Here is a 13629-nt window from a genome sequence, read left to right as displayed (position 1 = left end):
TTCCTGGGGACTGCGTAGCATCGCGAGTGTCCGAAATGACACTGTTCGATGGGATCGGGACATGACGCGGATCGCAGTGCACGCGTTCGAGGGCATCAGGCTGTTCCACCTCGCGGCTCCGCTCGCCGTCTTCGGCGAGGTGGCCCGGCTCGGGCTGGCCGAGTGGAAGACCGTGACATGGAGTGAGGACGGTGAACCGATCAGCACCGCCGAGGGCCTCGCCCTGCCCGAGCCTGCCGGGGCGGAGGCCGTGGCTGCGGCGGACGTGGTGGTGTTCTGCTCATGGCCTGCGCAGTTTCCGGACGCATCCGAAGCCCTGGTCTCACTGATTCGGCGGGCTCATCGGGCGGGAGCCGTCATCGTCGGGCTGTGCCTCGGCGCGTTTCCGGTCGCGCAGAGTGGCCTGCTGGACGGACGCCGCGCGGTCACGCACTGGGCCGCCGCCGATCGTCTGACCGAAACACACCCCCACGTCGAGGTCGACGCGACAGCGCTGTACATCGATCATGGCGATGTGGTGACCTCGGCGGGAACCGCGGCCGCGCTCGACGCATGCCTCCACATGGTGCGCGACCGCCTGGGATCCGCCGCAGCCGCCACGGTGGCGCGGCGTCTGGTGATCGCGCCTCACCGTGAGGGGGACCAGGCCCAGTACATCACCCGCCCCATGGCGAGATCGACTGCCGACGGCGGGCTGGGGACCGTGGTGACGTGGGTTCAGGAACACCTCGACCAGCCCGTCACCGTCAAGGACCTGGCCGACGTCGGAAACATGAGTCCGCGTCATCTTGCTCGCCGATTCCAGGCGGAGTTCGGCGTCAGCCCCGGGGAGTGGCTGAGGTCGTGCCGTCTCGACGAGGCCCGCCGTCTGCTGGAGACCACCGACTGGCCCATCAGCCGTGTCGCCCGCGCATGCGGGTACGCAAGCCCGATCACCTTCCGGCAACGCTTCACCGCGGCCTTCGCCACCACCCCGACCGCCTACCGCCGGCGCTTCACCGAACCACCGGCCGACCAGCAGTAGCCGCTTCCCCGGGAATCCTCTCACCCAATGCCGCCGGCCGAGCAAGACCCCGCACCCGAGGAACGAAGCCGGCGACTCCAGGCCGGACCGCATACGGGCGAGGACATTTCTCGGGTCCTCCGAACCCGCCGCCGGCTCACGCGGCAACATGCCCTGGGAGGTGACACCAAACTCGGGTTCGGTGTTACCGCCTCCAGGATTGGTGACACCTCGCGGCTCGGCAGCGCCTCCTGACGGCGGCCTCGGCACGGCCCTCCTCACCCGGGCGTCGGCGTGTCCTTCCCACCAGTGTCGATGTCGGCGCGCAGGTACTGGAACAGGGGCGGGCCGTCCGGGTCGGGGTGCAGCACACGCACCTCGACCCGGTAGACGTCGCGCACCACCTCGGCGGTGAGCACCCGCGCCGGCGGCCCGTAGTGCACGGCCCGCCCGCCCTTGAGCACGAGCACCTCGTCGCAGTAGGCGGCGGCGAGGTTCAGGTCGTGCAGGGCGACGACGACGGTCAGCCCCGTTGCCCTCACCCGGTCGAGCACGTCGAGCTGGTGGGCGATGTCGAGGTGGTTCGTCGGCTCGTCCAGCAGCATGATGCGGCCCTCCTGGGCGAAGGCCCGGGCGAGCTGCACGCGCTGCTGCTCGCCGCCGGACAGGGTCTGCCAGTGGCGCTGCATCAGGTGCTCGACACCGGTGAGGCGCGCGGCCCGGGCGGCGACCTCGCGGTCGTGCCTGCTGACGCCGGCCCAGCGGCTGCGGTGCGGGATGCGGCCCAGGTCGATGACGTCGGCGACGATCACGTCCTGGTCGGTGCCGGCCTGCTGCTGCACGGCCACCAGGGTGCGGGCCATCTCGCGGCGGCCCCACTGCGCATAGGGGCGACCGTCCAGGCTCAGCTCGCCGCGGTCGGGCGTGACGAGCCTGGCCAGGGCGTTCATGAGCGTCGACTTGCCGGCCCCGTTGGGGCCCAGCAGGCCCAGCACGTGCCCGGGTATGGCGGTCACGTCGATGCCGTCGATGATGACGGTGCCGCCCGCCGACCAGGTGACGTCCTTCGCCTCGAGTCTCATCGTGATCCCCTCCTGCGGGCCAGCAGCGCCGCGAACACGGGCACGCCGACCATGGCGGTGATGACGCCGACCGGCACCTCGAGCGGGGCGAAGGCCGAGCGGGCGATCGTGTCGGCCCACAACAGGAAGATCGCTCCTAGCACCGCCGAGACCGGCAGCACGCCGCGGTGTCGGGTGCCGACGAGCATGCGGGCCATGTGCGGCAGCACCAGGCCGACGAAGCCGATGGCGCCGCTGGACGCCACGACGATGGCGGTGAGCAGCGCGGCGAGCACGAGCAGGCTCACCCGGGTGCGCATCACCGCCACGCCCAGCGACGCCGCCTGCCGCTCGCCGAAGGTGAAGGCGTCGAGCGAGCCGGCCATGCCCATGGCCAGCACCATGATGACGGCGAAGGCCGCCATGGTCTGCGCCACGTCGGCCCAGGAGGCGCTGGCCAGCGAACCCATGAGCCAGTACAGGACGCCGCGCGTGGTGTTCGCGTCGGCGCCGACCATGATGATGAACGAGGTGAGCGCCGAGAAGCCCTGGGTGACGGCCACGCCGGACAGCACGATCTTGTCCGTCGTGCCGCCGGCCAGCCGGGCCAGGGTGAGCATGATCGCGAAGGCGGCGAGGGCGCCGACGAAGGCGCCGCCCGACAGACCCAGCGTCGTCCCCACGCCCATGACGAGGACGACGACGGCGCCCACCGAGGCCCCGGAGGAGACGCCGAGCAGATAGGGCTCGGCCAGCGGGTTGCGCAGCAGCGACTGCATGATGACGCCGCAGATGCTCAGCGCGGCGCCGCACGCGGCGGCCAGCAGCACCCGCGGCAGGCGCAGCTGCCAGACCATCGCCTCCTCGAGCGCCGTCAGCCCCGGGTCGCCGGCCAGGTGCAGTTCGTGGGCCAGCACCGACCACACCTGGCCCATCGTGAGGTCGGCCGGGCCGAAGGTGATGGCCGTGACCACCGAGACGGCGAGCAGGATGACGCCGGCGGCCGTGACGAGCCCGGCGTTGAGTCGGCCGGTGCGGGCAGCGCCTCGTGGGCTCATCGCAGCCCGTACTGCTTCATGCCGGCGCTCAGCTTCTCGGCGAGGTCGACGTTGCGGATCGACGGGTTCATGTCACCGCCGGCGACGATGATGAACCGCTCGTTGCGGACCGCGTCCATCTGGGCTGTGACCGGGTTGGACTTGAGGTACTCGATCTTGGCGTCGGCGGTCTCGGCGGTCTGCGACTTGCGGGTCAGGTCGCCGATGACCAGGACGTCGGGGTTCTTGGCGGCCAGGTCCTCCCAGCTCACCTGCGGCCACTCCTTGGCGTCGTCGGAGTAGACGTTCGTCACGCTCAGGTCGTTGGAGATCATCTGCGAGGCGCCCGTGCCGCCGGCGACGTAGGGGGACTCGGAGTTGGCGAACCAGAAGGCCGCCGTGACATCGTCGCCGTCGGAGGCGCCGGCGTCGGAGATGGCGGCGTCGAGGCGGTCCTGCAGCGAGCCGACCAGCTCGTCGCCCTTGTCGGGCACGCCGTGGATGGCGGCCAGGTCACGGATCTCCTGGTAGATGTCGTCCATCTCCAGCAGCTTGGACTTCTCGGAGTCGCCGTTGCCCGAGTCGCCCTTCTCGCACTGGTTCGGGGCGAGATAGGCGGGCACACCGAGGTCGGCGTAGGTCTGGTACGAGCCGGAGCCGGTGTCGTCGAGGGTGTTGGGGAACGAGGCCGAGACGAAGTCGGGGCTGACGGACAGCACCGTCTCGAGCGAGGCGTTGTTGTCGGCCAGCCGCTCGATCTTCTCGTTGTCCTCGGCCAGGTTCTCCAGCACCGGGTCGGTCCAGGTGGCGGTGCCGACCATCTGGTCCGCGACGCCGAGCGAGAGCTGGATCTCGGTGGACGACTGGTTGAGCGAGACCGTGCGCTCGGGCGCCTGGTCGAAGTGCAGCTCCCGGCCGCAGTTGGTGATCGTCAGCGGGAACCCGGCCGATGCGGAGCCGGACGCCTGCGACGAGGCGGCCTCGCCGCCGGAGCAGCCCTGGGCCAACAGCAGCGAGGCGGCGGCCAGGGCGACGAGCGGGGTGCGGATACGCATGATGTTCCTCCTTGTGGTCCGGCCCGCAGGGTGGGGGCGCCGTCTCCGGTGACGGCCGCCGCCGAGCGCCCCTCGGGCCGTCCGGGACGCTCGGCGCAGGGCACGGTCAGGCGGACTCGGCGAGGACGCCGGCCAGGGCCTCGGTGAGGTCGACGGTGCGCATCGACGGGTCGAGCGAGGAGCCGGGCACGATGACGTAACGCCTGTTGCGCACCGCGTCCATCTGGGCCGTGACCGGGTTGGACTCGAGGTAGGCGATCTTGTCGTCCGCGGTGTCGCCCGAGTTCATCTCACGTTTGAGGTCGCCGAGGACGAGGACGTCGGGGTTCTTGGCCGCCACGTCCTCCCAGGTCACCTGCGGCCACTCCTGGTCGGAGTCGGCGTAGATGTTGGTGACGCCGACGGTGTCGGCGGCGATCTGCGGGGCGCCGATCCCGCCCGCGCTGTAAGGGGCCTCGTTGGAGGAGTACCAGTAGAAGACGCTCCTGCCCTCGGAGCCGGCGTCCCGGGCGGTCTGCGCGGCCGCGTCCATCCGGGCCTGCAGTTCGGCGACGAGTTCGTCGCCGCGCCCGACGACCCCGTGGATGGCGGCCAGGTCGCGGATCTCCTGGTAGATGTCGTCCATCGCCAGGTGCTCGCCGGTCGTGTTGTTGTTGACGATCGTGCACTCGTACTCGGGCAGGTACGCGGGGACGCCGAGTTCGGCGAACCTCTCCTGGCCGGCGATGCCCTCGTCGGTGAAGGTGTACTCGAACGCCGCGGTGACCAGGTCGGGGTTCTTGTCGAGCACGGCCTCGAGCGAGGGGTAGTTCATGGCGAGCTGCTCGATGCCGGCGTTCTCGTCCGCGTACTCGTCGAGCACCTGATCGGACCAGGCCGCGGTGCCGACCATGTGCTCGTGGACGCCGAGGGCGAGCTGGATCTCGGTGGAGGCCTGGTTGACGGTGACGGTGCGCTCGGGCGGCGCGTCGAAACTCAGCTCCTGGCCGCAGCGGGTCATCGTCACCGGGAAACCGGCCGCGGTGCTGGCCGCCGACGAGGCGTCACCGGAGCCCTCCGAGCCCGACGAGCAGCCCGCGAGGACGAGCAGGAAGCAGCCGGCGACGACGCCGGCACGGGTGGTACGGGAAATGGTCCGCCCCATGGCGGTGCTCCTTCGAGGTCGGGGTGAGTACGCGGCACCCGTTGCCTGCGCCCCGTCTTCGGAGCGCGTCACCGATCGGTCTTCGGACTCGGGATCACCCGCCGTGGCCGTCCTTCCCAGGCGCCCTGCCCAGTGGATCACCGACCCGGCGTCACCCATACCGCTGCGCGTCAGTTCCGGCCTCGCACCGGATTCCCTGCTCCTGCGAGCACTCGATGACGGCAGCATTTTAGCCTCTTCCGCCACGCCGGCGCGGGGCGTTTCCGCTTCACAGTCTCAGCAGTTATCGTGAGCCGCAGGCGCTCATCGTGTCGTCGTTCGCCCTGCCCACCAGCGGGGATGGACGCATGATCGCCGCGACCACGAGGGCCGGCCGGGCCGCTGCCGGCGCCCCCATGAACAACAGAAAGCAGAGAACCGTGAATCGGGACCTTCCCCTCCACTCGAGAACGGCTTCTCGCACGAGGCGACACAGGCGTCCCGTGCGAGCCGCACTGTCTGCCGCGGTGGTATCCGTCATGTTCCTGGCCCAGGGCGCCGTCGAGGCGCGGGCCGATGACTTGGACGACCAGTACGCCGCGCTCCAGGACCAGATCACCAGCTCCTCCGGCACTGTCTCCGACAGCTATGCGGCGCTCGATGCGGCGATGGGCGCCCTCACCGCATCCCGCGACGAGCTCTCCGCAGCCCAGCAGACCGCCGAGAAGGCGGAACAGGCCGCGGGCGAGGCCCAGAGCGCCGCCGACGCCGCAGCCGAGGCGCTGTCCACGGCCCAGGGCAACCGGAAGGCCGCCCAGGCGCGGGTCGACGACGCCCAGACCCAGGTCGACGACGCCAAGCAGGAACTCGGCGCGGTCGCCAGCCAGGCCGCCCAGCAGAACACCGGCCTGACGAGCATCGCCCTCCTCGTGGGCGACGGCTCGACCAGCCAGATCAGCAACCGCTACCAGTGGGCAAACCAGTCCCTCTCGGCCACCCAGACCAAGGTGGCGGCCTACCAGAGCGCCCTCGACGAGCTCTCGGCCAAGCGCGACGCGCTGGTGGAGGCCGAGAACGACGCCCAGACCGCCCGCGACAACGCGGTGGAGCAGCTCGCGGCGGCCCGTGAGGCCTCGCAGGCCGCCGCCGACGCCGCAGCAGCCGTCCAGGAGAAGGTCGACGCCAACCAGGCGGCCCTGGCCGCGGCGCAGGACATCGTCAACCAGGCGGTCGCCAGCAACGATGCGCTGAAGAACCAGGCCAGCGACCTGGCCGGCCAGATCCAGGCCCGTGACGCGGCCGCCGCGGCAGCCGCCGCCGAGGCCGCCGCCGCGGCCAACCGCGCGAACGTCGAGGCGGGCTCCAGCTGGCTGACGACGAACATCGCGCCCGGGCAGCTCGCCCCGTACAGCGTCGACCAGGCCGTCGCGACGGCCCAGGCCATGGAGGGTGACATGCGCTACGGCAACATGTGCTTGGCCCTGGTCGCCGCCTTCTACGGCTACTCCAGCTCCGGCGTGAACTCCGCCACGGACGCCGCGGCCACGATCATGGCCGCCGGCCAGATGCAGTACGACACCTCGAACATCCCGGTGGGCGCCCTCGTCTGGTACGACGGCACCCCCGCGGGCAACCCGTTCGGGCACGTGGCCATGTACGCGGGCAACGGCATGATCTACTCCAACGGCGCCGCGAACGGCGGTGTCGGGATGATCTCGCTCGACACCCCGTCGGCCGGCTGGGGCGAACCGCTCATCGGCTGGTCCAGCGTCTGGCTGCCCAACGCAACGGGCTGACCGGCTCGACACTTCGACAGGCACTGCGCCAGATGGCCGCCCGGCTCGGACCCGGGCGGCCATCTGGCGTCACCCGGAACTCGCCCGAGCCGTGACGACTCGCCCGGGACGGGGCGTGTCCTAGACTGCCGGCCATGGGTGCCCGCAACCGTGTGAGGCAAGTGGCCGGCCGTCTTCTCGCGGTCCCGCTCGTCCTCGCCTGCCTGTGCGGGTGCGAGGCAACGCCCGGGACCGGCGCCCCCGGCTCGCCACTGGGGTCCGAGCCCGCGGCCCCGGCGACCGTCGGCATGCCGCTGGCCGGGGACTGCGACGCCGCAGAACTCGGCGCCCCGGACGAAGACCCCGCCTCCATCCTGGCGGCCGCCGAGGCCGCCGAGGCCGCAGGCACCGCGGTGCGGATGAGCTGGTACTCCCCCGATGCCGGGGTCATGACCGCCGGTTCCCTGGAGGACCTGCCGGCCTGGAGCACCTCGAAGATCCCGCTCGCGCTGGCCGTCATCGCCTCGGGCCAGGGCGAGGTCTACTCCGACGCCATCGCACTGGCCCTCGAGGAGTCCGACAACGACGCCGCCGACACCCTGTGGAACGCCCTGGGCGAGACGGACGCTGAACGGGCCGACGCCGTGACGGAGGTGCTGCGAACAGCGGGCGACGCCACGACGACGGTGCCCGACGTGCAGCTCATCGCCGGTTTCTCGGTCTTCGGACAGACGCAGTGGGCGACGGGCGACCAGGTCACCTTCCTCGCCCAGCTGCCCTGCCTGGACGGGGCGGACGAGGTGATCGCCGACATGGGCCGGGTCGACCCGGCCCAGTCCTGGGGCATCGGCGCCCTGCCCGGCGCCACCTACAAGGGCGGCTGGGGCCCCTCACCGGACGGCGGCTACCTGGCACGCGAACTCGGCTGGTACACGAACGCCGCTGGGCAGCGGGTCCTGGTCGCCATGGCGGCCCAGGACCCGGACGGCTTCGACGCCGCCACGGCCGTGCTCGACCAGCTGGCCGCCGCCCTCGGCTGAGTTCTCGGGCGCGGGCAGCGCTCGCGGCAGGGCGTCAGCCCCGAATGTAGACCACCGCGTCGTTGCCGCCCGTGCAGGTCGTGTAGCCGCTGACCGAGGCGCACGTCATCGTGTAGTCCTGGCCCGTCACCGGACTGTAGGCCTCAACCGTCTGGGTCTCGCCCCGAGGGCTCCGCTCCCAGGCGTCGGCCACGTTGAGGGCGAACTCGCAGCTGGTCCGCTCGCTGCCCGCCGCCACGGTCGGGGAGCACTCGGTGGCCCCCACCGGCCAGGAGAGCGCCTCGCTGCTCGTCGCGCTGGGGGCGGTCGTCGGGTAGGACGAGACCGAGGCGGCCGGGTTCGGTTCACCGCCGGGGTTCCCGCCCGCCTCGCGGGCGAGGATGCCGAAACCGGCGATCATGCCGATGACCAGGAACGCCACGAGGAGCAGCCACAGGGTCTCGGGGATCCAGAAGGCCAGCCAGTAGGGCCTTGTCGTCCTGTTGAGCCGTTTGGCGCGGCTGGTGCTGATGAGGCACGGGATGAGGCCGAACAGGCCGAAGAACACGGTGATGATCGCCGTGACCGCCGGGTGGAGGGGCTCCTCGGCCACCGGCAGCGGCGGTTGGCCGCCCTGGGAGGGCCAGGCGAGGTTCTGCGGGGCCCCGCAGCGCGGGCACTGCACCGTGCCGGGAGCCAGCCGAAGCCCGCAGTGGAAGCAGTGGAATCCCTGGCCTGTGGGGTTGCTCATCATCGACCACCTCGCGCGTGCGGCCCCGCCCCCGCGTGGGCCTGCGTACAGGCTACCGGGCACCACCGGCACGGCGTGGGGCCACTCGCCGCACCCCGGGGGGCCGGCATCTGCTCCGGGCACGGCGAGGCAGGCTGGATTCATGAATGCCTTCACCGAGCTGCTCGCCGCCGGCCCCACCGTCCTCGACGGGGCGATGGCCACCGAACTCGAGGCCGCGGGAGTGCCGATGCACGAGAGCCTGTGGTCGGCGGCTGCGATCGCCTCGGCCCCCGAACGGATCAGCGCGGTGCACACCGCCTACCTGGATGCGGGGGCACGGGTCATCGAGACGAACACCTACCAGGCGACGACGCTCGGCCTGACCGACGCCGGGGCCCAGCCGGGGCAGGCGCGCGGGCTCATCCGTGACGCCGCCGAGCTCGCCACCCTGGCGGTCGAGGAGTGGACCGACGAGAACCCCGGGCGGCGCGCGCTGGTGGCGGGAAGCATAGGCCCGTTCGGGGCCTATCTGAGCGACGGCTCGGAGTACACGGGCGCCTACGAGCTGACCGACACCGAATACCGGGCCTTCCACGTCGAACGGCTCAACGCGCTGGACGAGATGGGGGTCGACGTCCTGGCGGTCGAGACGATGCCGAAGCTGAGCGAGGCGCGCGCCGTCGCCGGGCTCATCGCCGACGAGACCAGCCGCCCGGCCTGGGTCAGCTTCCAGGTGCGCCGCGAGGCGGACTCGCTCGTCCTGGCCGACGGCACCGCCGTGGCCGAGGCGGCCCGCTGGGCGCAGTCGGCCGACGTGGTCGCCGCGGTCGGGGTGAACTGCGTCGAGCCGGGCCTGGTCTGCCCGGCGCTGCGGGAAATCGCCGCGCACACCGACAAGCCGCTGGTCTGCTACCCGAACTCGGGTGAGGCCTGGGACGCCCGCGGCCGCCGGTGGCTGCCCGACGACGCGGGCGTCGACTGGGACCGGCTGGTGCCGCAGTGGCTCGGCCTGGGGGCCCGGCTGATCGGCGGGTGCTGCCGCACGAGTCCTCGCGACACCGCCCGGATCGCTGCGGCGATGGGCTGACCGGGCCCGGGCCGCCCGTCGGGATTCGTCGTGCAGGGGCGCCACCGGGCCCGGGCCGGCGGGAAACCGGCCGGGCCTTATCCTTGTGTCGCCCACGCCGCGCCGGCCCGATGGAAGAACTGGACGTGCCATGACCACTGCCCCTGTCCCCGACGCCGGGGAGAGCGAACCCGCCACCGGCACGCTCCGCTGGCGGGACGACCTGCGGGTCGCCGCCTGTTGGTGGGCGCTCAGCCGCGTCTTCTTCGCGGGCCTGGCACTCGTCCTGGACCTCGCCGGGCGCGTGGTGCACCCCACGGCGGGCACGTGGCCGGTGAACATCTTCGTGCGTTTCGACGCCGGTCACCTGCTGCGTGTCACCGCGTACGGCTATTTCGAGCCCGACAACGGTGCAAACGCCTACGACGAGGCCTTCTTCCCCGGCTACCCGATCGTCTCGAGGGGCCTTGCGCGGCTCATCGGCCTGGGCCGGCTCGACATGAGCACTGCGGTGACGGGGATGATGATCGTCACCTGGCTTGCCGCCCTCGGCGCCGGCATCCTCGTCGTCCGCATCGCCCGCGAGCACCTGCGCATCAGCCCGCACGCCGCGGCGGCCGCCTACCTGCTCGGGCCGTACGCGGTCTTCCTCATGGCCCCGTACACGGAGGCGCTCTTCGGCCTGTGCACGCTGGCGGCCTGGTACCTGGGCGAGCACCGGCGCTGGTGGGCGGCGATCGCGGTGACGACGCTCGCCTGCGCGACGCGGGTGAACGGCCTGTTCGTCGTCGTGATGCTTGCGGTCATGATGGTCACCCAGTCGGGCCGCGCGGCGGGGCGGCGGCCGGTCTGGCGGCCCGGCCGCGACTGGTGGCGGCTGCTCACCCTGGGCATCCCGGTGTGCGCACCGCTGGCGTACTTCGCCTACCTGTGGGCCCGCACCGGCGACGTCCTGTACTGGATGACGGCGCAGGAGCGGGGCTGGGGCCGAGGCTCGGCGTGGCTGGGCCGGGTCCTCGTCGACAGCGCCCGGCACATCGTCGACGCCCACAGCTTCGCGGGGTCGTGGCAGCAGTTTCTCGAGTTCGTCTTCCTGGCCGTCTTCTGCGCCGCTTGCTGGTGGTGCCTGCGGCGGGGCCGTGCGGAGTGGGCCGTCCTCGTCTGGCTCACCCTCTACAGCCTGTGCCGTGGGCCGGTTCTGCTGTCCCTGCCCCGCAACGGCCTCGACTGCTTCCCCGTCATCCTGGCGATGGGTGCCGCACTGTCGGCGGCCCGGGGCCGGCGGCGCCTGCTGATCGCAGGGGCCGGCATCGTCGTCGCGGCGATCAACACGACGACGATCCTCGCCGACCTGTGGACGGGGTGAGGCCGGGCCGGAACCGGGCCCGCCAGCAGCGGTCCCGCCGCCGGCGCAGCGACCAGCCCGCGTCACTGGTCGTCGTTGCGGCCGCCCTCCGGGGCCGTTTCGACGGCCTGCACCTGGACACTGCTCGGCTGGATCACCAGCGGCCTGCGAACGCCGGCCGCGTGGGCCTCGGCGGGGCTGATGACGGCGATGCCGCCAAGGGCGATCGCGACCGCCGCCCCCAGGGCCGCCGCGGAACGGCGGACACTGAAACGACGGCTGACGGGGCTCTCATCGGAACTGCTCATGGCACTCAACCTGGACGGCCGAACAGTGCGTTTCCTGTGAAGTCCCTGTTTGATCCTTGTGATACCGATGCGCCCCGCGGGGAGACCGGTACAAACCCGGGAGACCCCTACGACTAGGGGCTTAAGCTGGCCCCAGCGCACCTGCCCGGCAAGGCGCCACAATGTCCTCACCAGCCCGTCAGCTCTAGGAAGGAGTCGCCGATGCTCGACGAGGCCACCGAACTCGCCGCCCGGCTGCACCCGAGCGGACAGGACGGCTCATACCCGCGCCCGACCCTCGTGCGGACGAACTGGGCCGACCTCGACGGCCCCGCCGGATTCGCCGTCGACGACGAGGGGGTCGGCCTGCGCGACCGCTGGTGGGAGTCGGCCGACCACTTCGACCGGACGATCGTCCTGCCCTTCCCTCCCGAGTCGAAGGCCTCAGGCATCGCGGACACCGCGACGCACCCCGTCGTCTGGTACCGCATCGAGGTGACGGCGGCCCAGCTGGCGGCAGCCGGGCACGCGCCCGGGCGGCGGCTGCTGCTGCACCTCGACGGCGTCGACTACCACTCGATCGTCTGGGTGGACGGCACGGAGGCCGGCGCGCACGAGGGCGGGCAGAGCCCCGTCACCCTCGACATCACCGACGAACTGGCCGAGGAGGGCCCCCACGCCGTCGTCGTGCGCGCCTGGGACGATCCGCACGACCGCGGCCAGCCGCGTGGCAAGCAGACCTGGGAGGACGAGCCCTCCGGCATCTGGTACCAGCGCTCGACCGGCATCTGGCGGCCGGTGTGGATCGAGTCGGTGCCACCGGTGCACGTCCGCCGGATCATCTGGCGCACCCCGGCCGCCGAGGAGACGGTGACCGCCGTCATCGAGTTGAACCGGCGGCCGCGACGGCCTCTTCCCGTGCGCATCGGCCTGACCCATCGCGGCAGACCACTCGGATCGGCCGTGACGCTCACCCGTGAGCAGACCACCGTCGTGCGGATCGAGACGCCCGGCAGCAACGACCTGCGGTGGAGGCCCGAGCACCCCGAACTCGTCGACGCGGCCGTCATCGCCGGCGAGGACGAGGTGGGCTCGTACACGGGTCTGCGCGAGGTCGGCACGACGCATCGTGCGATCACCCTCGACGACCAGCCGATCTACCTGCGGCAGGTGCTCGAACAGTGCTACTGGCCCGAGTCCCTCTACTCCGCCCCGAGCGCCCGCGCCCTGCGCGAGGAGGCCGAGCTCATCGGGCGCCTCGGTTTCAACGGCATGCGCATCCACCAGCAGAGCGCCGACCAGCGCCTGCTGTACTGGGCCGACCGGCTCGGGCTGCTCGTCTTCGGCGAGATCGGCGCGGCCCACGAGTTCTCCCCAGAGGCCATCCGGAGGCTGCACCGCGAGTGGACGCAGGTCGTCCGGGCCAGTCAGGGGCATCCGTCGATCATCTGCTGGGTTCCGATCAACGAGTCCTGGGGTTTCATCGACATCCCGCGCGACCTGGACCAGGCCCGCGCGGCGGCGGCCATGGCGCGCCTGACGCGCAGTATCGACCCCTCACGACCGGCACTGTCGAACGACGGCTGGCACCACGTCGACTCCGACCTGCTCACCATCCACGACTACGACGCGAACCCCGCCCGGATGCGGCTGCGCTACCGCAGCCGCCAGGTGGAGCGCTGGCTGACGCCGGGGGCGCTCGGCCCCGCACGCAATTTCATCGTCGTCGGCTCGGACCAGCCGACCGACGTCCCCGTCCTGCTCGACGAGTTGGGCGGCATCCGCTTCTGCCCGGGTCGCCACGGCCGGGGCTGGGGTTATTCCACCGTGCGGACCCGCAGCCAGTTCGTGCGCCGGATCAGTGAACTCGTGACGGCAGTCACCACGGGCAACGTCCTGGGCGGTTACTGCTGGACACAGCTGACCGACACGGGCCAGGAGACCAACGGCCTGTGCGACGAGAACAGGCGGCCGAAGGCCCCCGTGCACGAGTTCGCGGCCGTGTTCGGTCGGCAACCAGAACCCCCCACGCAGCAGACGCGCCCCACCTGAAGCCTGCGCGAGCCCCGCCCGCGCCCGGGCGGTCAGGATCACGGCGACCGTGACCGCACCGTCGTCAATAAAT

Annotated in this window: 12 protein-coding genes and 1 riboswitch; of the genes, 6 read left to right on the top strand and 6 right to left on the bottom strand. The window is 71.7% G+C overall.

Going from position 1 to position 13629, the window contains the following annotated elements; translation table 11 throughout:
* Positions 1–61: 61 nt before the first annotated feature.
* Complete coding sequence (locus tag PROPJV5_RS04120) at positions 62–1024, top strand: GlxA family transcriptional regulator (protein ID WP_119715082.1); 963 nt, start codon at positions 62–64, stop codon at positions 1022–1024.
* Between the two features lie 257 nt (positions 1025–1281).
* Here the strand turns inward: PROPJV5_RS04120 and PROPJV5_RS04115 are convergent, their stop codons facing one another.
* The 4 genes from PROPJV5_RS04115 to PROPJV5_RS04100 all read right to left on the bottom strand — a co-directional run bounded on the left by PROPJV5_RS04115 (position 1282) and on the right by PROPJV5_RS04100 (position 5300).
* Complete coding sequence (locus PROPJV5_RS04115) at positions 1282–2085, bottom strand: ABC transporter ATP-binding protein (protein WP_119715081.1); 804 nt, start codon at positions 2083–2085, stop codon at positions 1282–1284.
* Positions 2082–3122, bottom strand: a complete 1041-nt coding sequence (locus tag PROPJV5_RS04110) for a FecCD family ABC transporter permease (protein WP_119715080.1) — start codon at positions 3120–3122, stop codon at positions 2082–2084. The genes PROPJV5_RS04115 and PROPJV5_RS04110 overlap by 4 nt, the downstream gene beginning before the upstream one ends.
* Positions 3119–4156: an ABC transporter substrate-binding protein gene (locus PROPJV5_RS04105; protein WP_119715079.1), complete on the bottom strand. Its 1038-nt coding sequence runs from the start codon at positions 4154–4156 to the stop codon at positions 3119–3121. Before PROPJV5_RS04105 ends, PROPJV5_RS04110 begins: the two co-directional genes overlap by 4 nt.
* A gap of 106 nt (positions 4157–4262) precedes the next feature.
* Complete coding sequence (locus tag PROPJV5_RS04100) at positions 4263–5300, bottom strand: ABC transporter substrate-binding protein (protein WP_119715078.1); 1038 nt, start codon at positions 5298–5300, stop codon at positions 4263–4265.
* A gap of 56 nt (positions 5301–5356) precedes the next feature.
* Positions 5357–5532: riboswitch (cobalamin riboswitch) on the bottom strand.
* Positions 5533–5782: 250 nt separating this feature from the next.
* Here PROPJV5_RS04100 and PROPJV5_RS04090 point away from each other — a divergent pair.
* A complete protein-coding gene (locus tag PROPJV5_RS04090; protein ID WP_147385339.1) occupies positions 5783–7075 on the top strand; it encodes a hypothetical protein in 1293 nt (430 codons plus the stop codon).
* Positions 7076–7209: 134 nt separating this feature from the next.
* On the top strand, positions 7210–8094 hold the full coding sequence (locus tag PROPJV5_RS04085; protein ID WP_147385338.1) for a serine hydrolase: 885 nt from the start codon (positions 7210–7212) through the stop codon (positions 8092–8094).
* 34 nt (positions 8095–8128) lie between these two features.
* Here the strand turns inward: PROPJV5_RS04085 and PROPJV5_RS04080 are convergent, their stop codons facing one another.
* Positions 8129–8824 (bottom strand): hypothetical protein, encoded by a 696-nt coding sequence (locus PROPJV5_RS04080; RefSeq protein WP_147385337.1) that lies wholly within the window; start codon positions 8822–8824, stop codon positions 8129–8131.
* A 142-nt stretch (positions 8825–8966) separates the two neighbouring features.
* On the opposite strand from PROPJV5_RS04080, the gene mmuM reads away from it, so the two are divergent.
* Together mmuM and PROPJV5_RS04070 are read left to right on the top strand one after the other, a co-directional pair.
* Positions 8967–9893, top strand: a complete 927-nt coding sequence (mmuM, locus tag PROPJV5_RS04075; RefSeq protein ID WP_119715073.1) for a homocysteine S-methyltransferase — start codon at positions 8967–8969, stop codon at positions 9891–9893.
* Positions 9894–10023: 130 nt separating this feature from the next.
* Entirely contained in the window at positions 10024–11238 is a 1215-nt protein-coding gene (locus PROPJV5_RS04070; RefSeq protein WP_119715072.1) for a mannosyltransferase family protein, read from the top strand.
* 62 nt (positions 11239–11300) lie between these two features.
* Here the strand turns inward: PROPJV5_RS04070 and PROPJV5_RS04065 are convergent, their stop codons facing one another.
* A complete protein-coding gene (locus tag PROPJV5_RS04065) occupies positions 11301–11525 on the bottom strand; it encodes a hypothetical protein (RefSeq protein WP_119715071.1) in 225 nt (74 codons plus the stop codon).
* Positions 11526–11726: 201 nt separating this feature from the next.
* Here PROPJV5_RS04065 and PROPJV5_RS04060 point away from each other — a divergent pair, with 201 nt between their 5' ends.
* Positions 11727–13556, top strand: coding sequence for a sugar-binding domain-containing protein (locus PROPJV5_RS04060; protein ID WP_119715070.1), 1830 nt, complete (start codon positions 11727–11729; stop codon positions 13554–13556).
* Positions 13557–13629 lie beyond the last annotated feature (73 nt).

Origin of the sequence: Propionibacterium ruminifibrarum (genome assembly GCF_900289195.1) — a bacterium.
Lineage (GTDB): Bacteria > Actinomycetota > Actinomycetes > Propionibacteriales > Propionibacteriaceae > Propionibacterium > Propionibacterium ruminifibrarum.
The sequence above is the reverse complement of the archived record's forward strand: the minus strand, read 5'-3'. Positions and strand labels throughout refer to the sequence as shown.

Bases quoted from the DNA above. Each gene is read 5' to 3' on its own strand.
- PROPJV5_RS04065 (WP_119715071.1), bottom strand. From the start codon at position 11,525: ATGAGCAGTTCCGATGAGAGCCCCGTCAGCCGTCGTTTCAGTGTCCGC.
- PROPJV5_RS04080 (WP_147385337.1), bottom strand. From the start codon at position 8,824: ATGAGCAACCCCACAGGCCAGGGATTCCACTGCTTCCACTGCGGGCTT.
- PROPJV5_RS04070 (WP_119715072.1), top strand. From the start codon at position 10,024: ATGACCACTGCCCCTGTCCCCGACGCCGGGGAGAGCGAACCCGCCACC.
- PROPJV5_RS04085 (WP_147385338.1), top strand. From the start codon at position 7,210: ATGGGTGCCCGCAACCGTGTGAGGCAAGTGGCCGGCCGTCTTCTCGCG.
- PROPJV5_RS04110 (WP_119715080.1), bottom strand. From the start codon at position 3,122: ATGAGCCCACGAGGCGCTGCCCGCACCGGCCGACTCAACGCCGGGCTC.
- PROPJV5_RS04120 (WP_119715082.1), top strand. From the start codon at position 62: ATGACGCGGATCGCAGTGCACGCGTTCGAGGGCATCAGGCTGTTCCAC.
- PROPJV5_RS04115 (WP_119715081.1), bottom strand. From the start codon at position 2,085: ATGAGACTCGAGGCGAAGGACGTCACCTGGTCGGCGGGCGGCACCGTC.
- PROPJV5_RS04105 (WP_119715079.1), bottom strand. From the start codon at position 4,156: ATGCGTATCCGCACCCCGCTCGTCGCCCTGGCCGCCGCCTCGCTGCTG.
- PROPJV5_RS04100 (WP_119715078.1), bottom strand. From the start codon at position 5,300: ATGGGGCGGACCATTTCCCGTACCACCCGTGCCGGCGTCGTCGCCGGC.
- mmuM (WP_119715073.1), top strand. From the start codon at position 8,967: ATGAATGCCTTCACCGAGCTGCTCGCCGCCGGCCCCACCGTCCTCGAC.
- PROPJV5_RS04060 (WP_119715070.1), top strand. From the start codon at position 11,727: ATGCTCGACGAGGCCACCGAACTCGCCGCCCGGCTGCACCCGAGCGGA.